The 20,275-nt window shown below is 68.0% G+C and carries 17 protein-coding genes; 1 reads left to right on the top strand and 16 read right to left on the bottom strand.

The window, feature by feature from the left end; all coding sequences use genetic code 11:
• Positions 1 to 51: 51 nt before the first annotated feature.
• On the top strand, positions 52 to 1,188 hold the full coding sequence (locus ACVCL3_RS11980) for a diguanylate cyclase domain-containing protein (RefSeq protein WP_447101398.1): 1,137 nt from the start codon (positions 52 to 54) through the stop codon (positions 1,186 to 1,188).
• A 37-nt stretch (positions 1,189 to 1,225) separates the two neighbouring features.
• On the opposite strand, the gene ilvA is transcribed toward ACVCL3_RS11980, so the two are convergent.
• From ilvA to thrC, 16 genes are all read right to left on the bottom strand, one after another.
• Complete coding sequence (gene ilvA, locus ACVCL3_RS11985; protein ID WP_447101399.1) at positions 1,226 to 2,779, bottom strand: threonine ammonia-lyase, biosynthetic; 1,554 nt, start codon at positions 2,777 to 2,779, stop codon at positions 1,226 to 1,228.
• The gene (gene ilvN / locus ACVCL3_RS11990) at positions 2,776 to 3,024 is read right to left on the bottom strand and encodes an acetolactate synthase small subunit (RefSeq protein ID WP_395120598.1); all 249 of its coding nucleotides are present in this window, start codon (positions 3,022 to 3,024) and stop codon (positions 2,776 to 2,778) included. Before ilvN ends, ilvA begins: the two co-directional genes overlap by 4 nt.
• Positions 3,025 to 3,088: 64 nt before the next feature.
• Complete coding sequence (ilvB, locus tag ACVCL3_RS11995; RefSeq protein ID WP_447101524.1) at positions 3,089 to 4,894, bottom strand: biosynthetic-type acetolactate synthase large subunit; 1,806 nt, start codon at positions 4,892 to 4,894, stop codon at positions 3,089 to 3,091.
• A 106-nt stretch (positions 4,895 to 5,000) separates the two neighbouring features.
• Positions 5,001 to 5,342: a hypothetical protein gene (locus ACVCL3_RS12000; RefSeq protein ID WP_395120596.1), complete on the bottom strand. Its 342-nt coding sequence runs from the start codon at positions 5,340 to 5,342 to the stop codon at positions 5,001 to 5,003.
• Between the two features lie 68 nt (positions 5,343 to 5,410).
• On the bottom strand, positions 5,411 to 6,421 hold the full coding sequence (ilvC, locus tag ACVCL3_RS12005) for a ketol-acid reductoisomerase (RefSeq protein WP_447101400.1): 1,011 nt from the start codon (positions 6,419 to 6,421) through the stop codon (positions 5,411 to 5,413).
• Complete coding sequence (ilvD, locus tag ACVCL3_RS12010) at positions 6,418 to 8,130, bottom strand: dihydroxy-acid dehydratase (RefSeq protein WP_447101401.1); 1,713 nt, start codon at positions 8,128 to 8,130, stop codon at positions 6,418 to 6,420. The genes ilvC and ilvD overlap by 4 nt, the downstream gene beginning before the upstream one ends.
• 324 nt (positions 8,131 to 8,454) lie before the next feature.
• Positions 8,455 to 9,552 carry a 3-isopropylmalate dehydrogenase gene (gene leuB / locus ACVCL3_RS12015; RefSeq protein ID WP_447101402.1) on the bottom strand — a complete coding sequence of 366 codons (1,098 nt, stop codon included), beginning with the start codon at positions 9,550 to 9,552 and terminating at the stop codon, positions 8,455 to 8,457.
• Positions 9,549 to 10,130, bottom strand: a complete 582-nt coding sequence (gene leuD / locus ACVCL3_RS12020) for a 3-isopropylmalate dehydratase small subunit (protein WP_447097800.1) — start codon at positions 10,128 to 10,130, stop codon at positions 9,549 to 9,551. Before leuD ends, leuB begins: the two co-directional genes overlap by 4 nt.
• A gap of 139 nt (positions 10,131 to 10,269) precedes the next feature.
• The gene (gene leuC / locus ACVCL3_RS12025; protein WP_447101403.1) at positions 10,270 to 11,682 is read right to left on the bottom strand and encodes a 3-isopropylmalate dehydratase large subunit; all 1,413 of its coding nucleotides are present in this window, start codon (positions 11,680 to 11,682) and stop codon (positions 10,270 to 10,272) included.
• The gene (locus tag ACVCL3_RS12030; protein WP_447101404.1) at positions 11,679 to 12,674 is read right to left on the bottom strand and encodes a branched-chain amino acid transaminase; all 996 of its coding nucleotides are present in this window, start codon (positions 12,672 to 12,674) and stop codon (positions 11,679 to 11,681) included. The genes leuC and ACVCL3_RS12030 overlap by 4 nt, the downstream gene beginning before the upstream one ends.
• Positions 12,671 to 14,293, bottom strand: coding sequence for a 2-isopropylmalate synthase (locus ACVCL3_RS12035; protein ID WP_447101405.1), 1,623 nt, complete (start codon positions 14,291 to 14,293; stop codon positions 12,671 to 12,673). The genes ACVCL3_RS12030 and ACVCL3_RS12035 overlap by 4 nt, the downstream gene beginning before the upstream one ends.
• A 416-nt stretch (positions 14,294 to 14,709) precedes the next feature.
• The gene (locus tag ACVCL3_RS12040; RefSeq protein ID WP_447097804.1) at positions 14,710 to 15,282 is read right to left on the bottom strand and encodes a hypothetical protein; all 573 of its coding nucleotides are present in this window, start codon (positions 15,280 to 15,282) and stop codon (positions 14,710 to 14,712) included.
• A gap of 11 nt (positions 15,283 to 15,293) precedes the next feature.
• A complete protein-coding gene (locus tag ACVCL3_RS12045) occupies positions 15,294 to 17,315 on the bottom strand; it encodes a hypothetical protein (RefSeq protein ID WP_447101406.1) in 2,022 nt (673 codons plus the stop codon).
• The gene (locus ACVCL3_RS12050; protein WP_447107230.1) at positions 17,305 to 17,832 is read right to left on the bottom strand and encodes a hypothetical protein; all 528 of its coding nucleotides are present in this window, start codon (positions 17,830 to 17,832) and stop codon (positions 17,305 to 17,307) included. Before ACVCL3_RS12050 ends, ACVCL3_RS12045 begins: the two co-directional genes overlap by 11 nt.
• A 141-nt stretch (positions 17,833 to 17,973) precedes the next feature.
• Positions 17,974 to 18,597, bottom strand: coding sequence for a hypothetical protein (locus ACVCL3_RS12055; protein ID WP_447101408.1), 624 nt, complete (start codon positions 18,595 to 18,597; stop codon positions 17,974 to 17,976).
• 177 nt (positions 18,598 to 18,774) lie between these two features.
• A complete protein-coding gene (gene thrC, locus ACVCL3_RS12060) occupies positions 18,775 to 20,124 on the bottom strand; it encodes a threonine synthase (protein ID WP_447101409.1) in 1,350 nt (449 codons plus the stop codon).
• Positions 20,125 to 20,275: the final 151 nt, after the last annotated feature.

Genomic DNA, 20,275 nt, shown 5'->3' on the forward strand with positions numbered 1-20,275 from the left:
CCCAGTCGGGTCCCCGCAACCGAGTCCGGGCGCGTGGCGCCGGGAGTGTCCGTGATCGAGCACGAATTCATCGAGGAAGACAGCCTGGAGCTGGCCGACCCGTGCAGCGAGGTGCTGACGGCGCGGCCGGCGACCGTCGAGGCGCCCGACGAATGGCGCGTGCTCGATTCGCTGGCGGCGCTCACCCATCACCGCGATCTCGACGCGCTGGACCACAGCCTGGTGCTGACCCTGGCCGAACTGACCGGTGCGCGCCGCGTGACCCTGGCCAAGTGCTTCCCCGAGGACAGCGCGCTGGAAAGCGTGGTGTGCTGCTCGCCCGACAGCGTCGGCGCGTACCAGGTGCATCCGCTGGAACCGGAATGCCTGGGTGCGGCGCTGGGCCCGATCCATCGCTGCCTGCAGGACATGCAGGCGCAGACCGAAACCCGCAACGGCCTGCATCGCCAGCTGGTGCCGATCGTGCGTGAAGGGCATGCGATCGGTGCGCTGCAACTGGACAGCGCGCTGGCGCCGCTGCGCAGCCGGTCGCTGATCGACGGCTTCGCGCGCATCTACGCCAACTACACCGCGCTGCTGCACGAGAGCGAGCACGACAAGCTGACCGGCCTGTACAACCGGCGCAGCCTGGAGCGCCAGCTGCAGCGGATGCTGCAACTGCGCGATACGCCGCTGCGGCCGTATCCGCATGCCGTTCCGCCCGCGCAGGAGCAGCGCGCGGCGCCGGCCGGCGAGGCGGCGCAGGTGTGGCTGGCGATCGTGGACATCGACCATTTCAAGCACATCAACGACAATTTCGGCCACGTCTACGGCGACGAGGTGATCCTGCTGCTGGCACAGCAGATGCGCGCCTGCTTCCGTCGCGGCGACGTGCTGTTCCGCTTCGGCGGCGAGGAGTTCGTGGCCCTGTTCAGCGCCACCGACGAGGTCACCGTGCACGGCGTGCTGGAACGCTTCCGCGCGCACGTCGCCCACTTCGCCTTCCCGCTGGTCGGTCACGTCACCATCAGCATCGGCTACTCGCGCATCGGCGCGCACGACTACCCCGCCGTGGCGCTCGACCGCGCCGACCAGGCGCTGTATTTCGTCAAGCAGCACGGCCGCGACGGCGTGCGCGGCTACGAGGAACTCGGCGCCTGCGGCGCACTCGGCCGTGGCCTCGCCGCGGGCAGCATCGACCTGTTCTAGCCGCCCATCCTTCGGCCGTCCGCAGGACGCTTCCCGCTCACGTGCGCAGCAGCAAGCGGTAGGCCGGGTGCGCGCTGTCGTCCACGTGCGGGTAGCCGAGCGTGGCGAGGAACCGCGCGAACAGGGCGTGTTCGGCGGCCGGCACCTGCAGGCCGACCAGGATGCGGCCGTGGTCGGCGCCGTGGTTGCGGTAGTGGAACAGGCTGATGTTCCAGTCCGGGTGCAGCTGGTCGAGGAAGTGCACCAGGGCGCCGGGGCGTTCGGGGAATTCGAAGCGGTACAGCAGTTCGTCGCGGGCCAGCGGCGAGCGGCCGCCGACCATGTGGCGCAGGTGCAGCTTGGCCAGTTCGTCGTCGGTGAGGTCGAGCACGGCGAAGGCCTGCGCATGGAAGGCGGCGACCAGCGCCTCGCGTTCGGCGCGGCTGGCGATCTGCACGCCGACGAAGATGTGTGCGCTGTGCGTGTCGCCGATGCGGTAGTTGAACTCGGTGATCTGGTGCCGGCCCAGCGTGGCGCAGAAGCGGCGGAAGCTGCCGCGCTCCTCCGGGATGGTCACCGCGAACACCGCCTCGCGCTGCTCGCCCAGCTCGGCGCGCTCGGCGACGAAGCGCAGGCGGTCGAAGTTCATGTTGGCGCCGGAGACGATCGCCACCAGCGTGCCGTCGTCGCCGGGGTGCGCGGCGGCGTACTGCTTCAGCCCGGCCAGGGCGAGTGCGCCGGCGGGCTCGGGCACGCTGCGGGTGTCGTGGTAGACGTCGCGGATCGCCGCGCAGATCGCGTCGGCATCCACCCGCAGCATGGCATCGACGTGCTGCCGGCACAGCGCAAAGGTCAGCGCGCCGACCTGCTTCACCGCGGTGCCGTCGGCGAACAGGCCCACCTCGTCCAGCACCACGCGCTCGCCGCGCTCCAGCGAGCGCGCCATCGCGTCCGAATCCGCCGCCTGCACGCCGATCACCTGCACCGCAGGCCGCAGCGCCTTGATGCACGCGGCCACGCCGGCGAGCAGGCCGCCGCCGCCGACCGGCACGAACACCGCCTGCAGCGGGCCGGGGTGCTGGCGCAGGATCTCCAGCGCGATGGTGCCCTGGCCGGCGATCACCGCCGGGTCGTCGAACGGATGCACGAACACCGCAGCGCGCTCGGCTTGCAGTTGCGCGGCGGCGGCCTGGGCCTCGCTGTAGGAGTCGCCGGCCAGCAGCACCTCGACCATCGCGCCGCCGAAGCGGCGCACCGCATCCACCTTCACCTGCGGCGCGGTCACCGGCATCACGATGGTGGCGCGGATACCCAGCTTCGCCGCGGCCAGCGCCACGCCTTGCGCGTGGTTGCCGGCCGAGGCGGCGATCACGCCACGCGCGCGCTGTGCCGCATCCAGCTGCACCATGCGGTTGTACGCGCCGCGCAGCTTGAACGAGAACACGCTCTGCTGGTCCTCGCGCTTGAGCAGTACGCGCCGGCCAAGCCGTGCGCCGAGCAACGGCGCCTCGTCCAGCGCCGATTCGCGCGCCACGTCATGCACGCGGGCGCCGAGGATCTGCGCGAGCAGGGCGTCGTCGCCGTCGAGCGGCAGTGGCGCGGCTGCATTCACGCGGCGAGCGCGGCGGCCGGGTGCGCCACCTGCAGCACGTCCACCAGCTTGCGCGTCTGCTGCATGATCCGGCCCAGCCCGGCCTCGTCGCATTGCACGGTGAGGACCAGCCGCGACACCGACGGGTCGTGCGTGGGGCCGACGGTCAGCGTGTCGATGTTGTAGCCGCGCGCGGCAAACAGCCCGGCCACGCGCACCAGCGCGCCGGCTTCGTTCTGCAGCAGGATGGACAGGGTGTGGTTCATGGCGATGCTCCGTGGGTGGTCCCTTTCCCTGCGGTCACCGGAGGGAGAAGGGAAAATCAAAAGCTCAGAACATGTGCGACGTCGCGCCTTCGTCCACGGCTGCCGCCTTGCGCGAGGCGATGAAATCGCCGGTGATCATCTGCGCGTAGCTGGCGCCGGGGCCGACCATCGGGTACACGCCGGCGTCCGGGTCGATCACCACTTCGAGGAAGGCCGGGCCGGCGAAGGCGAGGAAATCGGCGACGGTCGCCTCCAGCGCAGCCGGCTGGTCGAGTCGTCGCGCCCAGGCGAATCCGTCGGCCTGCGCGGCGAGCACGAAATCCTTCTTGTGCAGGCTCTTGTCGGAGCCGGCAAAGCGACCCTTGAAATACAGCCGCTGCCACTGCCGCACCATGCCGTCGCCGCTGTTGTTGAGCACCACGACCTTCAGCGGCAGGCCGTAGGTGGTGACGGTTTCCAGCTCGCCGATGTTCATGCGGATGCTGGCGTCGCCGTCGATGTCGATCACGAGCTTGCCCGGGTGCGCGAACTGCGCGCCGATCGCCGCGGGCAGGCCGAAGCCCATCGTGCCCATCGAGCCGGAGGTGAGCCAATGCCGTGGCGCGCGGAAATCGAAGTACTGCGCCGCCCACATCTGGTGCTGGCCGACGCCGGTGCTGATGATTGCGCGGCCCTGCGTGTGGCGGTTGAGCGCCTCGATCACCGCGTATGGCTGGATCAGCGCGCTGGCGCGGTCGTAGTCCATGGCGTGCGTGCGCTTGAGCCCGGCCACGTGCGCATGCCACGCGGAGAGCTGCGGCGCGATGGCGTGCGCGCGGCCGTACGCGGTGAGCCGTTCCAGCGCGCGCGTGAGCGGGCCGACGTGGTGCCAGTCCACGCGCTTGACCTTGCCGATCTCGGCCGGGTCGATGTCGATCTGCGCGATGAACTTCGCGCCCGGCGCGAACCTGTCCGGCACGCCGGCCACGCGATCGTCGAAGCGCGCGCCCAACGCCAGCACGAAGTCGCAGTCTTCCACCGCGTAGTTCGCATAGGCGGTGCCGTGCATGCCGAGCATGTGCAGCGCGCGCGGGTCGGCGGTGTCGAACGCGCCCAGGCCCATCAAGGTGGTGGTGACCGGCAGCCCGAAGGCGTCGACGAAGTCGCGCAGCGCCGTGCTGGCCTCCGCCGCGATCACGCCGCCGCCGGCGTAGATCAGCGGTCGCCGCGCCTGCGCCAGCGCGGCAAAGAACGCCGCGCAGTCCGTGTCGGAGAGGCTGGCCTGCTCCACCGTGCGCAGCCGCGAGCGATAGCCGCCGAGCAGCAGTTCGCCGCTGCCGTGCCAGTCGATCGCGGCGTTCTGCACGTCCTTGGGCACGTCCACCACCACCGGGCCGGGGCGGCCGCTGCGCGCCAGGGTGAACGCGGTGCGCACGGTCGCCTCCAGCTGCGCCGCATCGGTGACCAGGAACACGTGCTTGGCGCAGGCGCCCATGATGTTGCTGACCGGCGCCTCCTGGAACGCGTCGCTGCCGATCGAGGCGGTGCCGACCTGGCCGCAGATCACCACCAGCGGGATCGAGTCGGCCATCGAGTCGCGCACCGGCGTGACCATGTTGGTCGCACCCGGGCCGGAGGTGACGATGGCCACGCCGACCTTGCCCGAGGCGCGCGCGTAGCCGGCCGCCATGAACCCGGCGCCCTGCTCGTTGGCCGGCACCACCAGCGGCATCGACTCGCCGCCGTCTTCGCGGGGGTGCAAGGCGTTGTGGCGGAACACCGCGTCGTACACCGGCAGGATCGCGCCGCCGGAGTAGCCGAAGATCACCTCCACGCCCTCGTCGGCGAGCACCTGCACGATCGCCTCGGCGCCGCTGGCCGGCACCGCGATGGGTGAGGGATGGGCGACGGCGACGGCCGCGCTGGCGGGTGGGGAAGAGGTGGTCACGATGACTCCTGGCGGTGCCGGTCGGGCCGGCGGGTCGAAGAGGTGCGGCTCAGTTGCGGATCAGTTCTTCCGCGGCGCCCTGGTGCACGGGCACGCCGTAGGTCGAGATGATCCGCAGCTCCTGCGCCACGGCGGAGAAGTTCTCCCACGCGATGCCGTTGACGTCGGCCTCGCAGGTGAAGCCGCGCGCGTCGTCGTCCTCGAAACCCACGTGGCGCAACTGTCCGGCGTGCGCGGGTTCGCGGCTGATCGAGAAGTTGAGCTGGTCGGTACGCCACAGGGCGTAGCTGCCGGGAACCAGCGCGTGCGGCGGCTGGCCCAGGCGGGCGCTGTAATCGGCGACGGAGGCGTCCAGGTCGGCAACGGCCAGGGCGATGTGGAAGCGTTTCATGGCAAACCTCGTGATGTCGGGACAAGTCATTCGGGTCGCCGGCGAAGCGCCGGCCGACCCGCGGGGATTCAACCGGCTTTCTTCAGCGGCTCGACGACGGTCCTCGGTGCGCTTGGCTGCAGCCACGGCATCTGTGCCCGCAGCTTCGCGCCGACCTGCTCGATCGGATGCGCGAGGTCGGCCTGCTTGAGCCGGTTGTAGTTCGGCAGGCCGGCGGCGTATTCGGCCGTCCAGTTGCGCGCGAAGGTGCCGTCCTGGATGTCGGCGAGCACTTCCTTCATGCGCGCCTTCACGCCGGCGTCGACCACCCGCGGGCCGCTGACGTAGTCGCCGTACTGCGCGGTCTCGGAGACGAACTGCAGCATCTTGGCCAGGCCGCCCTCGTAGAACAGGTCGACGATCAGCTTCAGCTCGTGCATCACCTCGTAATAGGCGATCTCCGGCTGGTAGCCGGCTTCCACCAGGGTCTCGAAACCCTTGGTCACCAGCTCGCTGGCGCCGCCGCAGAGCACCGCCTGCTCGCCGAACAGGTCGGTCTCGGTCTCTTCCTTGAAGTCGGTCTTGATGAGCATCGCGCGGCCGCCGCCGATGCCGTCGGCGTAGCCTTTCGTCTTCGCCTCGGCCTGGCCGCTGACGTCCTGGTGCACCGCCCAGATGCACGGCACGCCGCGGCCGCGCTCGTACTCGCTGCGCACCAGCGCGCCGGGGCCCTTGGGTGCGACCAGGATCACGTCGACGTCGGCGCGCGGCACGATCTGCCCGAAATGCACGTTGAAACCGTGCGCGAACAAGAGCGCGGCGCCGGGCTTGAGGTTCGGCTCGATCGCTTCCTTGTACAGCGCGGGCTGCACCATGTCGGGCGTGAGCACGGCGACCAGGTCGGCGCCTTTCACCGCCTCGGCCGGCTCGGCCACCTTGAAGCCGTCGGCTTTCGCCTTGTGCCAGGTCGGGCCGTTCGGGCGCAGGCCGACCACCACGTCGAGGCCGGAATCGCGCAGGTTCAGCGCGTGCGCGCGGCCCTGGCTGCCGTAGCCGAGCACGGCGATGCGGGATGAGGCGAGGGTGTTGGGGCTGCTCATGCGGTGACTCCCTGGTTGGATGCGATGGTGGTGTGCGGTGCGGGTGAGGCGGGTTGCGTGGTGGCGCCATCGGAAGCCGAGCCCACCAGCAGGGCGAACTTGGCGAGCACGCCGCGGCTGACTTTCGGTGCCGGTGGCTGCCACCGCGCGCGGCGCGCGGCGAGGTCGGCGTCGGTGGAAATTTCGCGGGCGAGCGCGTCGATGCGGATGCGGTCGCCGTCGGCCAGCAGCGCGATCGGCCCGCCGCGGGCGGCTTCCGGCGCCATGTGGCCGACCATGAAGCCGTGGGTGGCGCCGGAGAAGCGGCCGTCGGTGATCAGCGCCACGTCGTCGCCGAGACCGCGGCCGATCAGCGCGGCGGTGACGCCGAGCATCTCGCGCATGCCGGGTCCGCCGGCGGGGCCTTCGTTGCGGATCACCACCACGTCGCCCTTCGTAATGCGGCCTTCCTGCACGGCGGCGAAGGCAGCCTCCTCGCTCTCGAACACGCGTGCGCTGCCCTCGAAGCGGGTGCCGCCGTGGCCGGGGCCGTGCTTGCCGGGGATCTTCAGGATGCAGCCGTCCGGCGCGAGGTTGCCGTACAGGATGGAGTAGCCGCCGTGCGGTTTCAGCGGCGCACTCACGGGCGCGATCACCGGTTGGTCGGCGAAGCGTGGCGCGGCGGCGGCCTCCGCGAACAGGCTGCGGCCGGTGACGGTGGGCGCGTCGATCAGCATGCCGGCTTCGACCAGCTCCTGCGCCACGCGCGCGGCGCCGCCGGCGTCGAACATCTCCACCGCGGTGTAGCGGCCGGAGGGCAGCAGGTCGGCGATCACCGGGGTGGCCTCGGTGGCCGGCTGGAAATCCTCCAGCGACCAGTCCACGCCGGCCTCGCGGGCGATCGCGAGCAGGTGCAGCACCGCGTTGGTGGAGCCGGCGGTGGCCGCGACCATGCGCGCGGCGTTGTGCATCGCGGTGCGGCTGATCAGGGCACGCGGCGTGCGCCCCTCGCGCAGGCAGTCCATCACCAGCTCGCCGCAGCGGCGCGCGGCGGCGAGCTTGTCCGGGTGGGTGGCGGGGATGTCGTTCAATCCCATCGGCGATAGCCCCAGCGTGGTCAGCACCATCGCCATGGTGTTGGCGGTGAACTGGCCGCCGCAGGCGCCGGCGCCGCCGCACGCGTCGCATTCCACCGCGTGCAGTTCCGCGTCGTCGATCTTGCCTGCGCCGTGCGCGCCCACCGCCTCGAACACCTGCTGGATGGTGATCGGCCGGTTCTTGTGCAGGCCATGCGCGATGGTGCCGCCATAGAGCGCGACGGCCGGGATGTCCAGCCGCGCCATTGCCATCGCGGCAGCGGGGATGGTCTTGTCGCAGCCGCACAGCACCACCATGGCGTCGCACAGGTGGCCTTCCACCGCCGCCTCGATCGAGTCGGTGATGACCTCGCGGCTGACCAGCGAATAGCGCATGCCCGGCGTGCCCATGGCGATGCCGTCGGTGACTGCGATGGTGTTGAACTCCACCGGCGTGCCGCCGGCAGCGCGCACGCCTTCCATCGCTGCCTGCGCGAGATCGCGCAGGTTGAGGTTGCACGGCGAGACGTCCGACCAGGTGTGCACCACCGCCACCAGCGGCTTCTTCAGCGCGGCGTCGTCCAGGCCGGTGGCGCGCAACATGGCACGGGCGGGCGCGCGGTCGGGGCCGCTCTTGATCAGGTCACTGCGCATGAAGAAAGCTCCGAAGGACTAACTCCCTTGACGGGGAGACAAATCGGCAGGAAGGCCGATTTGCACGGCGCCAGCCGCCCGCAGGGTGAGGGCCAGGGATGGCCCGAATGAAGGGGCCCCGAAGGGGCGGATGAGGGGTGGGTGCTCGCCATGAAGTCGATTGGCAGCGAATGGAAAAGCGCCCCCTGCGCGCGAGGGAGGTCGACGGAATGGCGAGGGAGTCGGCGCCATCGCGGCGTGCAGGAGCCATCCATGTCGCATGCGCGCAGGGGGCGGCAGAAAATGCGGGCACGTCCGTGTGCCCGCCGGGGAAAGCTGGCCGGATCAGCCGCATGCGCGTGCTCCGGCAAAGAACACGGCGGCGCTGCCGGCGTGCTCGTCGATCGCGGCGATCACTGCATCGCGCACCTCGTCGGTGCCGGCGCTGCCGCCGATGTCGCGACTGTGCGGGCCGTGGCGCAGCACCTGCTCGACCGCCGATTCGATCGCCGCCGCTTCGGCTTCCAGGCCCAGCGAATGGCGCAGCAGCAGCGCGGCGGAAAGGATCGCGCCGACCGGATTGGCCACGCCTTGTCCGGCGATGTCCGGTGCCGAACCGTGGATCGGTTCGTACAGTCCACGGCGACCGTCGCCCAGCGAGGCCGACGGCAGCAGGCCCAGCGAGCCGGCCAGCGCGGCGGCCTCGTCGGTGAGGATGTCGCCGAACAGGTTCTCCGTGACCACCACGTCGTAGCGGTTCGGCTGGGTCAGCAGCAGCATCGCCATCGAGTCGACCAGCTGGTGCTCGAGCTTGACGTCGGGGTAGTCGGCGGCGATGCGCTGCACCGTGCTGCGCCACAGCCGCGAGGTTTCCAGCACGTTCGCCTTGTCGACCGAGGTGACATGGCGGCGGCGCCCGCGCGCCAGCTCGAACGCGCGGCGCACCACGCGCTCGATCTCGGCCACGGTGTATTTGCACTCGTCGGTGGCGCTGTCGGCCGTGCGCGTCTTTGCGCCGAAATAGGCACCGCCGGTGAGCTCGCGCACGAACAGCACGTCGACGTGCTTCAGCTTGTCGTTCTTCAGCGGCGACAGGTCGGCCAGTGCCGGATGCACCTGCAGCGGGCGCAGGTTGGCGTACACGCCGAGCGCGGCGCGCAGCGCCAGCAGGCCCTGTTCGGGCCGCACCGATGCGTTCGGATCGGACCACTTCGGACCGCCGACGGCACCCAGCAGCACCGCATCGGCGGACTGGCACGCCGCCAGCGCGGCGGCCGGCAACGGTTCGCCGGTGGCGTCGATCGCGATGCCGCCGATCAGCTGTTCATCGAACGCGAACACGTGCTCATGGCGCGCGGCCACGGTCTTCAATACGGCCACCGCGGCGGCGGTGACCTCGGGGCCGACGCCATCGCCGGGCAGGGTGACGATGCGTGCCTTCATGCCGCTTGCTCCTGTTGTTCGTACCGATGGATGGCCTCACCCTGCTGCAGCAGGTAGCCGAGCTGGTCGACGCCGTTGAGCAGGCAGTGCCGCGCGAACGGTTCCAGACGGAACGGGATGCGGCCGCCGTCGGGCAGCGCGATGTACTGCTCGCGCACGTCGATCGCCAGCTCGATGCCGGGGTGCTTGAGCAGCCAGCGGTGTTCCAGTTCGTCGATGACGATCGCCAGCAGGCCGTTCTTCAGCGCGTTGCCGCGGAAGATGTCCGCGATCTCGCTGCACAGCACCGCCTGGATGCCGTAATCCAGCAGCGCCCACGGCGCGTGCTCGCGCGAGGAGCCGCAGCCGAAGTTGCGCCCGGCGACGAGGATCGAGCAGCCGCGCGCTTCCGGCCGGTTCAGCGGGAACGCCGGGTTGTCGCTGCCGTCGGCCTGGTAGCGCCAGTCGTGGAAGCACAGCTGGCCCAGCCCCTCGCGCGTGGTGGTGGTGAGGAAGCGTGCCGGGATGATGCGGTCGGTGTCGATGTTCTCGTCGGCCAGCACGGCGGTGCGGGAGTGGAGGCGGGTGATGGGATTCATGGCTGGCTCGTTTGAAAAGTGAGTGGAGAGGAGTGAGAAGTGAGAGAAGGGCGGAGAGCGGGTGCGTGCAAAGAGAAATCGCCGGTATGCGGCTCGTGCTCTCTCTCACTCCTCACTCCTCTACCCTCGCTCCTGCCTCTCATGCCGCCACTTCCACCAGGTACTCGCGCGGATCGGCGATGCGCCCGGCGATCGCCGATGCGGCGGCGGTGGCCGGGCTGGCCAGCACGGTGCGTGCGCCCTTGCCCTGGCGGCCTTCGAAGTTGCGGTTGGAGGTGGAGACCACCAGCTGGCCCGGCTGCGCCAGGTCGCCGTTCATCGCGATGCACATCGAGCAGCCGGGCACGCGCCACTCGGCGCCGGCGGCGGTGAACACGTGGTGCAGGCCTTCGCGCTCGGCGTCGCGCCGCACCGCCTCGGAACCGGGCACCACCAGCATGCGTACACCTTGCGCGATGCGTCGGCCGTGCAGCACGCGTGCCGCTTCGCGCAGGTCGGACAGGCGCGAGTTGGTGCAGCTGCCGACGAACACGACGTCGACCGGCGTGCCCTGCATCGGCTGGCCGGGCGTGCTCTGCATGTAGTCGAGCGCGCGGCGTTCCTGCGCATTGGTCGCCGCCGGTACCGGCGCGTCCATCGCGATCGCCATGCCCGGATGGGTGCCGTAGGTGACGGTGGGTTTCACCGCGCCGGCGTCGATGCGCACCTCGCGGTCGTATCGCGCGCCGTCGTCGCTGCGCAATGCGCACCACCTCGTCACCGCCGCGTCCCACGCCGCGCCCTGCGGCACGCGCGGGCGATCCTTCAGCCAGGCGAACGTGGTCTCGTCCGGCGCGATCAGCCCGGCGCGCGCGCCGGCCTCGATCGACATGTTGCAGACGGTCATGCGCTCGTCCATCGACAGCGCCTCGATCGCCGCGCCGCGATACTCCAGCACGTAACCGGTGCCGCCATCGACACCGATCGTGCCGATGATGTGCAGGATCAAATCCTTCGCGCCCACGCCCGGCGGCAACTGGCCGTCCACGTGGATAGCCATGGTCTTCGGCCTGCGTTGCAGCAGGCACTGCGTGGCCATCACGTGGCCGACCTCGGTGGTGCCGATGCCGAACGCCAGCGCGCCGAACGCGCCGTGGGTCGAGGTGTGGCTGTCGCCGCAGACGATGGTCATGCCGGGCTGGGTCGCGCCCAGCTCGGGGCCGATCACGTGCACGATGCCGCGGTCGGCGCTGTCCCAGCCGTGCAGTTCGACGCCGAACTCGCGGCAGTTCGCTTCCAGCTGCGCGACCTGCGCCTGCGCCTCGGCGTTCGCATACGGGCGGCTGCCGTCGGCATTCGTGGGCAGGGTCGGCGTGGAGTGATCCAGCGTGGCCAGCATGCGATCGGGCCGGCGCAGTTTCAGCCCGCGCTCGCGCAGTTCGCTGAACGCCTGCGGCGAGGTCACCTCGTGCACCAGGTGCAGGTCGACGTAGATCACCGCTGGCGTGTCGGCGGTTTCGGCGAGGACGACGTGGGCGTCCCAGACTTTCTCGAACAGGGTCCGTGAGGTCATGCCGCGACCTCCGTCACTTCGTGCGCCCGTCCCTGAGCGCGATCACCAGCCGGTGCTGGGCCACAATCAGGGACGACTGCATTGACCACACTCAACCAGCGGTAGCGATCCTCGGTGCGGCCGTCGAACAGGCCGAAGAACGCCTGCTGCAACGCCTTCGTGATCGGCCCCGGCGCGCCCGCGCCGATGGCCTTGCGGTCGACCGAACGCACCGGGGTGATCTCGGCGGCGGTGCCGGTCATGAACACTTCGTCGGCGGAATACAACGCCTCGCGCGGCAGCTCGCGCTCCTCCACCGCGATGCCGAGATCGGTGGCCAGCGTGATCACTGCATCGCGCGTGATGCCGGCCAGGATGCCGGCGCTGGACGGCGGGGTGAGCAGCTTGCCGCGCTTCACCAGGAACAGATTCTCGCCGGCGCCTTCGCTGAGCAGGCCGTTGTGGCCCAGTGCGATGCCCTCGTCGTAGCCGTTGCGGCGTGCCTCCAGCCCGATCAGCTGGCTGGACAGGTAATTGCCGCCGGCCTTGGCCCAGCTCGGCAGGGTGTTCGGCGCGGGACGGTTCCACGACGACACGCAGACATCGGCGCCGCGCTCGGCCGCCTCGCCCAGGTATGCGCCCCAGTTCAGCGCGATGATCGCCACCTCCACCGGCGCGCCATCCCTTGCCAGCACACCCAACCCGCCGGCGCCGCGGAACACGATCGGCCGCACGTAGGCCGACGGCATCGCGTTGGCGCGGATCAGTTCCAGGCACGCGTCGTTGATCTCGTCTTCGCTGTAGCCCACCTCGATCTCGTAGACGCGGGCCGACTCGAACAGCCGGCGGGTGTGCTCGGCCAGGCGAAAATAGGCTGGCCCGCGCGGCGTGGCGTACACGCGCTCGCCCTCGAACACCGACGAGCCGTAGTGCAGTGCGTGCGTGCTGACATGGACGTTGGCATCGGCCCACGGCTTGATCCGGCCGTTGTGCCAGACGAAGGGCGTACTCATGCGGTGGCTCCCAGGGCTTTGGTGTTGCGTGGGGTTGGGGATGCGGTCGCTGGCGTGACCGGCGCGTGTCGTTCGATGCGATTGACGATGGCCAGCGCGGCCTGCGCGGTGGCTTCGACGATGTCGGTGCTGACGCCGTCGCCGTTCCAGTCGCGGCCGGCATGGCGGGCGACCAGCCGAGCCTGGCCCTGGGCATCGCCGCCCTCGCTGACCGCGCGCACCTGGAAATCCGTCAGCCGCAGGTCGCTGTCGGTGGCGCGTTCGATGGCGCGCAGCACCGCGTCGACCGGGCCGTCGCCGATCGCCGCTTCGGCGGCTTCACGGCCATCGTCGTGGCGCAGTTTCACCGCCGCCGAGGCGCCGGCACCCAGGTGCGTGCTGGTGTCCAGACGCAGCAGCCGCCACGGACCCAGCGCGTCGGGGTCCTGGCCCAGCGCCAGCGCTTCCAGATCCTCGTCGTGCACCTCGCGCTTCTTGTCGGCCAGCGTCTTGAAGCGCGCGAAGATCGCGTCCAAAGCTGCTTCTTCCGGCGCGTGGCCCAGCGCCTGCAACCGCTGGCGCAGCGCGGCGCGACCGGAGTGCTTGCCCAGCACCAGCTTGGTCTCGGCCAGGCCCACGTCCTGCGGGCGCATGATTTCGTAGGTGCCGCGATGCTTGAGCATGCCGTGCTGGTGGATGCCCGACTCGTGCGCGAAGGCGTTCGCGCCGACGATTGCCTTGTTGCGCTGCACCTGCTGGCCGGTGAGTTGCGACAGCAGGCGCGAGGCGGGATGCAGCTTGCGCGTATCGATGCGGGTATCCGCGCCGAAGTACGCGCCGCGCACCTTCAACGCCATCACGATCTCCTCCAGCGCGGCGTTGCCGGCGCGCTCGCCGATGCCGTTGACGGTGCATTCCACCTGGCGCGCGCCGGCCTCCACCGCGGCCAGGCTGTTGGCCACCGCCATGCCGAGGTCGTTGTGGCAATGGCTGGAGAACACCACGCGTTCGGCGCCGGCGACGTGGGCACGCAGCCAGGCGAAACGTTCGGCGATCTCGGCCGGCGTCATGTAGCCGACCGTGTCCGGTGCATTGAGCGTGCTGGCGCCGGCTGCAACGGCGGCGGCGAATATCTCGGCGAGGAACTCCGGCTCGGTGCGCATCGCGTCCTCGGCGGAGAACTCCACTTCGTGGCAGCGTTCGCGCGCCTGTTCCACCGCGGCCACCGCGGCATCCAGCACCTGCGCCTTGCTCATGCCCAGCTTGTGCTCGCGATGCAGCGCGCTGGTGGAGATGAACACGTGGATGCGCGAACGCTGTGCCCGCTCCAGCGCGCGGGCGGCGCTGTCGACGTCGCCGGACTGGCAGCGCGCCAGCGCGCACACGGTGGTGGATTTCAGCGACTCGGCGATCTGCGCCACCGCGGCGAAATCATCCGGCGAGGCCTGCGGAAAACCCGCCTCGAGCACGTCCACGCCGAGCGATTCGAGCATCTGCGCCATGCGCAGCTTGGCGCGCCGGTCCATCGAGAAACCGGGCGTCTGCTCGCCGTCGCGCAAGGTGGTGTCGAAGATGCGCACGCGGTCGGCGGCTACGTTGTCGTCGCCGGCGGGGGCGTTGTGCTGGTCGGGGTTTTTCATCATGGCTCCGCTGTGTGGGCGTCGCCGAAGGCACAAAAAAACCCCGCATCCGTTACCGGGTGCGGGGTTCTTTGGGTGTTTTCAGGTTTTTCTAGCTACCTGGACACATGCCCTCAGCCCGCACCTCCGTTGGTAATAAGGAGTACGAGTACGAGGGTAATAATGAGCGTGCCGCGAGCCTGCAGCAGGCCGTCAACCGTCGCGAGACGGTTCATTTCGGCGGTGCGGCAGTGGCTGCTGCGTTGCGACATGAAACCGACCGTAAGCGATGCCGGCGAGCCTGTCAACAAAAATCTTCATGACGAAATCTTCTAAGCCGCCGCGGCGCAATTCGGACGGCTAGGTGGCCAAATGGATACAGATGAAACTATCGACCTCGCCGGGACCGGCCACCGGCGGCACGATTTCGCGCTGCGCTAGGGATCCAGCCGCACCCATTTGCTGCCGGCACGCGCGCACAATCCGCCGTCGGCGCAACGCGCCAGCCTGCCGTTGGCGATCGCGGCGTTGATCTGGTCGACCCACTCGGCGCGCACGTTCTCCCGGTGCGCCTGCACGCCCATGTAGATCGCCACGCCGATCACCGCCAGCGAGGCCACGGCGCTGGCCACGAAGGTCTTCCATGCATGGGCCGACAGCGCCCGGCCGAGCCGGTTGGTGCGCTGTTCCAGTTCGCGGATGGCGTGCCGGATGCGCTGGGTGCCGTCCTGCATGGTGCGCCCGGCCTCTTCCAGTGGCTGACGCAGCCCGCTGGCCACCGTGGTGGCCGCGGCTTGCCGGATGTGTTCGATGATGCCGGCGGCGAGCCGCTCGGAGGAGTCGGCCACGCCGTGCGCCGTGCGGTCGAGGCGTTGCGCGGCGTCCTGGACCTCCTGCATCACCTGCTGGCCGCGCTGCTCCAGCACGCCGGTGAATGCCGCCAGTTGCAGCGCCAGCGCGCGCAGGTCGTCTGTCTGCGTATTGTTCGGGCCGTCGATGTCCGGGTTCATGGGTTCCTTCCTCATCGTTGCATCACCGCAGCTTGTTGCGCCTGTGCCTCCCGTCCCGCCTGCAGCGCCAATTGCTGGTTGAGTTGTTGTCCCTGCGCCAGCCAGGCCTGCCCGCGCTCCGATTGCAGGTAGTTCTGGCCGATCGAGCGCATGGCTTCGATATCCAGGCTGCGCGCGGCCGCGACCAGGGCATCGAACATGGCGTGATCGGAGCTTGCGGGCGTGATCGGCGCCACGCCCGCAGCAGCAAGTGGCGCGGTCACCACCGCATCATGCGATGCCGGCGAAGATTCGAGCGGGGTCTGATGATCTGCTCCGACTGCCGCGTAGCTTTCCGCCGACGCGCGCACGTGCAATTGCGCGGCCAGCCACTTCTCGTACTTCTGCGCAATCAGCTGCTGGCCGTAATCGGCGTTGGAGTGCACCGCGAGCTGCTCCAGCTGGCCAAGCCGCGTCCGTTCCTCGCCGCTCGCCCCGTGCGTCTCGTGGATCACTACCCTGCCGATCAGCCGCGTTTCTTCCCGGCTGAAATGGCCGTGGCCGTCGGCGTTCCAGACCTTCCCGGTCCGCGGATCGGCGATGTGCTCCTCGCTGGCCAGCCCGAGGGCTTCGGTGACGACCTCCGGCAAGGGACCGTTCGCGCTCCAGCCCTTGCCGTAGTAGTCCATCACGTATGCCTTGGCGACGTCCTCGGCATAGTGCTCGTTGTTGAACCGCCGATTGGCGGCGAGCTGATTCAGCGCTTCGGTTGTCCGGGCATTGGCAGGCCGGTCCACCGTGATATAGGACGGGATCCCGTAAGTATTGGGCACGCCGGGGATCTGCACCTGCTGCGCCCAACCGTCGGCTGTGGCGTGCCACTTGGTGCCATCCAGTTCGATGTGCCTGGTGTCCTGTGTGGCTGGATTGGCGAGTGCCAGCGAGATGATTGGGGTCATGCGCTGGTAGTCGAGCTGGGCGAGCTGCGCCGCTGGCGCCGGCGTCACCACGGCGCGCATCGACGCCGCACCGTATGGATTCGGTACCGACGCAACGGCCGGATCGAGCTGGTAGTGCGTGTTCTGCCACCGTCCGTCCTCGTACACGTAGGTGACCCCATCGGTACCCGTCTGATGATTGACCTTGTGCTCGGTCACCATGGTGGCGATCTTGTCGCCCGCGAACGCACCCACCACGCCACCGACAGCGCCGGTGATGAAGGCGCCGGGGCCGGTTTCCGAACCCGCCACAAAGCCATAAGCGACACCGGCGCCGATGCCACCGAGCAAGCCGCCCACCGTGCGCCCTTCGTAGCGTCGAAGCAGCGCATCCGCGCCGAACTGGTTGCCTTGCGCGCTGAGCGCCTGGTACTGCTCGGCGGTGGTGTAGGCGTCGTAGGCTGCAACAAGCACGCCTGCGCCCCCGAGTGCCCCCTTTATGGCCGCTCCCATTCGACGTTCAGCTCGCAGCGCAAGGCTATTGTCTATGCTTTTCAAATAAACGGGTTCGTAGTAGAGATTCCGATCCGGAACCAAAACTTGTTCACCCCCGCCCGTTTTGGTGGAAAGGCCACCCAATTCCGATGTGGGTGCAACATGATGAATAAAAATTTCGGTCGGTGCCTTGGGTCGCATTTCATATATATCGTAGCGTGGCGCCTCGCTTTTCAGCGGCAAGCCGAAAAAACCAGAAATGTTATACCCCTTCGCAAGCGCCTCATCGAAAACGCCCTTGCGTGCAAAGAAAGGGGAGAAGGAAGGTACACCGTTGCCCCTCGGAACAACTTTGTACAGCGGCTCATCAGACAACTGGACGCGAGGAATTTCATTGCCCGATGCCAACTGCTCAATAGCTCGTCTATAAATGGTAACAGCCGACGAATTTGGATCCGCCTCAACCAGCCTCTGTCGGAATAATGAACCTTCGTCAGTTTTCAAGAAGGATCGAATATCTTGCTTGCTGACGCCATGAGTCTCAAAAGTTTTGGCTTCCGCTATTTCAGCTGTGTGTTTGTACCTTATCTTTCTTGAAATCAATTCGGACTCACTCATCATGATGCTCTCTGTCAATCAGGATTTGAGTTTCTGCGATAATCTCCATATCCTCGTCAGTCAGTCCGCCTTCCAGTTCAACAAGAAATTTAACATAGGCTTCTTCGACATTTGGATTTCGATATCGTCGATACGTGCCTTCCGCCAAGTTACGTTTGCATGGCACTGTTTCGATGGGATGCACTATCTTTTCGGACTTGGAGGCCTCAATGAGCGGCAAAAGTGCGGTCAACAGGTCTTCGACATCATCAGCGCCTGGATATTGCCCAAGCACCCACTCCAGATGCTCGGCGGTGGCCTTGAGTTTTATTGGGTCAATGCGTTGGGTCATTGCATGGTTTCCTGCATGATGGTGATTGCAGTTCGGGGTTCCGGGGAGAGCCCTCTCTTTTCGTATGGAACGAACGAGCTCGGATGTGATGCCATGTTCGCTCATGACTGAGGCCCTCTCAGTCATGGCCTTGCGCATGGCATCCAGCCGAGCGATGCGTTGCCTATCTTCCTTGCTGGATCGATGCATGGATTCATTGCGTGGCTTCCTGCGTGATGGAGCTTGTGGTTCGGGGTTCCAGGAGCTTGTTCATTAACACCTTCGGTCCCTGACTCCAGTTCCGGCCACTGTGATGGATCGGCCAGGTGAAATGCTGACGCAGGCCTTGCGTCAATCGTGGTTTGGCGTTTCCGCCTCCGTGCTGCTGCTGAAGGTCAGGTGTCCTGCCTCAAGCAGCGCGATGGTGCCGGGTACATCGGATTGATCCTGACGAGGATTCTGTGGGGCGAGTTTGACCCATGCCATCGGCATGGAGGTACCGTTGTACATGTCAGCGAACAGTTTGTAGAAAAATTCGATAAACTTCTGCCCATTCCGGTTGCTGACGAGAACGATATTTGCCGGCCAGTCGTTTTTCGGCTGCGTGGCGTGCTGACACTTCTCCATGGTGTTGTCCGAAGCAACGATCACGATGTGTGCTTGAGACAACCTGGCTATGTCGCGGATGCGCAACCCGACTCCCTCAATCCCACCATCGTCTTGAAGCGTGCAGTAGAGAAAAAGCACATTGCAAAGCGGCACTTGAACGGAGCTGCATCGGCTTTCGAAAAAAATTTCTTGCATATTGAGCAAGTCAGCCTGCATGAGCTGCTTCAGCGACGAGTCCATGCACACAAAGCCGGCAACTGGCCGAGCGATGACATAGGGGCGATCCGCCGTGGTTCTCACTCTCTCGCTCGAAGCAGGGCGGGCGGCAGCATCGGACTTTCCAAGAATCCTTCCCAGGATGCTCATGGTTCCTCCTTGATTGATGAGCGGCTCCATCATCCGGACTGAAGCGTGGTGTCCATCCTTCGTACTTTGGCGCGACGACCGTTGGCTATCGGGCGACTTGCCGAGACTCGCAGCGCGAGTGCCGGTTTGCAATAGGACTTTTGCGCTCGATCGCTACCGTTCTTCGCCAGGGCCGTGTCAGCGGCGCATGGGAGCCACGGCTATGGCCCGATCTGCTCCTTCGCGGAGCCACGAGACAAGCGCGTGCGTCGTAGCCGGCAACGGCATCGCATCCGCTGTGCGGTCCAGCAACGCGGCAAGGGGCGGCGGTACCGGGACCGAAGCACCGATCAACGGCTCCACCACGCTCTCGAACTTGGCCGGGTGCGCTGTGGCTACGATCGCCCACGCAGACGCATCACCTGAATTGCGCAACCAGTCGAGTTCGTGCATGGCGGTGGCGGTGTGCGGGCAGAACACTTCGCCATGTTCGCGTGCGTGACGGGTGATGGTCTGGCGGATGGTGGCATCGTCGACGCTGTGGGCTTGCAGCAGACGGCGGAGTTCCGCTTCGTCGGGAAACGTCCAGCGCAGCCGCTCGAAGTTGCTGGGTGCGCCGACGTCCATCGCATTGGCGAGGGTGGCGACGGCTTCGCGCGGCCGATAGTCGGCGCCGGCGAAGTAGTCGGGCAGGGTGGCGTTGGCGTTGCAGGCCAGGCGCACTTCGCCGATCGGCAGGCCCATTTCGCGCGCCCACAGGCAGGCCATGGCGTTGCCGAGATTGCCGGTGGGGACGATGAAGTTGAGCGGCGTGCGGTGTTCGCGCCACCAGCGCAGCGCGGCGTGGGCGTAGTAGCTCATCTGTGGCAGCAGGCGGCCGAGGCTGATGCTGTTGGCGGAGGACAGCGGTACGTCGGCCTGCAGTGCCGCGTCGTTGAGTGCGGCCTTGACCATGCGCTGGCAATCGTCGAAGCGGCCGGCCACGCGCAGCGCGGTCACGTTGTCGCCGAAGCAGCCGAGCTGGTGCGCCTGGCGCGGCGAAACCCGGCCGTCGGGGTAGAGGATCACCACGCGGACGTTCGGCTGGCGGTGGAACGCCGCGGCTACCGCGGCGCCGGTGTCGCCGGAGGTGGCGACGAGGATCGTCAGCGGTCGCGCATCGGCGCGCGGCAGCCGGCGCAGGCAGGCGGCGAGGAAGCGTGCGCCGAAATCCTTGAAGGCGGAGGTGGGGCCGTGGAACAGCTCCAGCATCAGCGTGTGCGGATGGGCGGGCAGCGGACGAAGTGGTGCGTCGAAGGTGAAGGCTTCGGCGCAGATCGCGGGCAGGTCTTCGGCCAGTGCATCGCCGGCGAAGAACGGTGCCAGCAAGGTGGTGGCAGTGTCGGCCAGTGTGCCGTGCGGGTCTAACGCGGCAGGATCGAGCCGTGGCAGGTGGTCGGGCACGTACAGGCCACCATCGGGGGCGAGGCCGGCGGCGATGGCGTGGCTGAGCGGTACGGTTTCCGTGCTGCTGCTGCGCGTGCTGTGATAACGCAGAGGTTCATGCATGACCGCCACCCCTGCTGTAGGAGCGCACCCCGTGCGCGATGCCTTTGTCGCGTGCCAGGAAGAGCTCGCGCACTGGGTGCGCTCCTACAGGCGTAGGGCGGGCATTGCCCGCCGCGATTGCGACGATGCGCGAAGAGGGGCCGGCGGGCGG

Source organism: Rhodanobacter sp. UC4437_H4 (assembly GCF_052978425.1).

Coding starts and splice junctions, on each gene's coding strand:
- ilvN (WP_395120598.1), bottom strand. CDS start 3,024: ATGAACCACACCCTGTCCATCCTGCTGCAGAACGAAGCCGGCGCGCTG.
- ACVCL3_RS12000 (WP_395120596.1), bottom strand. CDS start 5,342: ATGAAACGCTTCCACATCGCCCTGGCCGTTGCCGACCTGGACGCCTCC.
- ilvC (WP_447101400.1), bottom strand. CDS start 6,421: ATGAGCAGCCCCAACACCCTCGCCTCATCCCGCATCGCCGTGCTCGGC.
- ilvD (WP_447101401.1), bottom strand. CDS start 8,130: ATGCGCAGTGACCTGATCAAGAGCGGCCCCGACCGCGCGCCCGCCCGT.
- leuB (WP_447101402.1), bottom strand. CDS start 9,552: ATGAAGGCACGCATCGTCACCCTGCCCGGCGATGGCGTCGGCCCCGAG.
- leuD (WP_447097800.1), bottom strand. CDS start 10,130: ATGAATCCCATCACCCGCCTCCACTCCCGCACCGCCGTGCTGGCCGAC.
- leuC (WP_447101403.1), bottom strand. CDS start 11,682: ATGACCTCACGGACCCTGTTCGAGAAAGTCTGGGACGCCCACGTCGTC.
- ACVCL3_RS12030 (WP_447101404.1), bottom strand. CDS start 12,674: ATGAGTACGCCCTTCGTCTGGCACAACGGCCGGATCAAGCCGTGGGCC.
- ACVCL3_RS12035 (WP_447101405.1), bottom strand. CDS start 14,293: ATGAAAAACCCCGACCAGCACAACGCCCCCGCCGGCGACGACAACGTA.
- ACVCL3_RS12040 (WP_447097804.1), bottom strand. CDS start 15,282: ATGAACCCGGACATCGACGGCCCGAACAATACGCAGACAGACGACCTG.
- ACVCL3_RS12045 (WP_447101406.1), bottom strand. CDS start 17,315: ATGATGAGTGAGTCCGAATTGATTTCAAGAAAGATAAGGTACAAACAC.
- ACVCL3_RS12050 (WP_447107230.1), bottom strand. CDS start 17,832: ATGCATCGATCCAGCAAGGAAGATAGGCAACGCATCGCTCGGCTGGAT.
- ACVCL3_RS12055 (WP_447101408.1), bottom strand. CDS start 18,597: ATGAGCATCCTGGGAAGGATTCTTGGAAAGTCCGATGCTGCCGCCCGC.
- thrC (WP_447101409.1), bottom strand. CDS start 20,124: ATGCATGAACCTCTGCGTTATCACAGCACGCGCAGCAGCAGCACGGAA.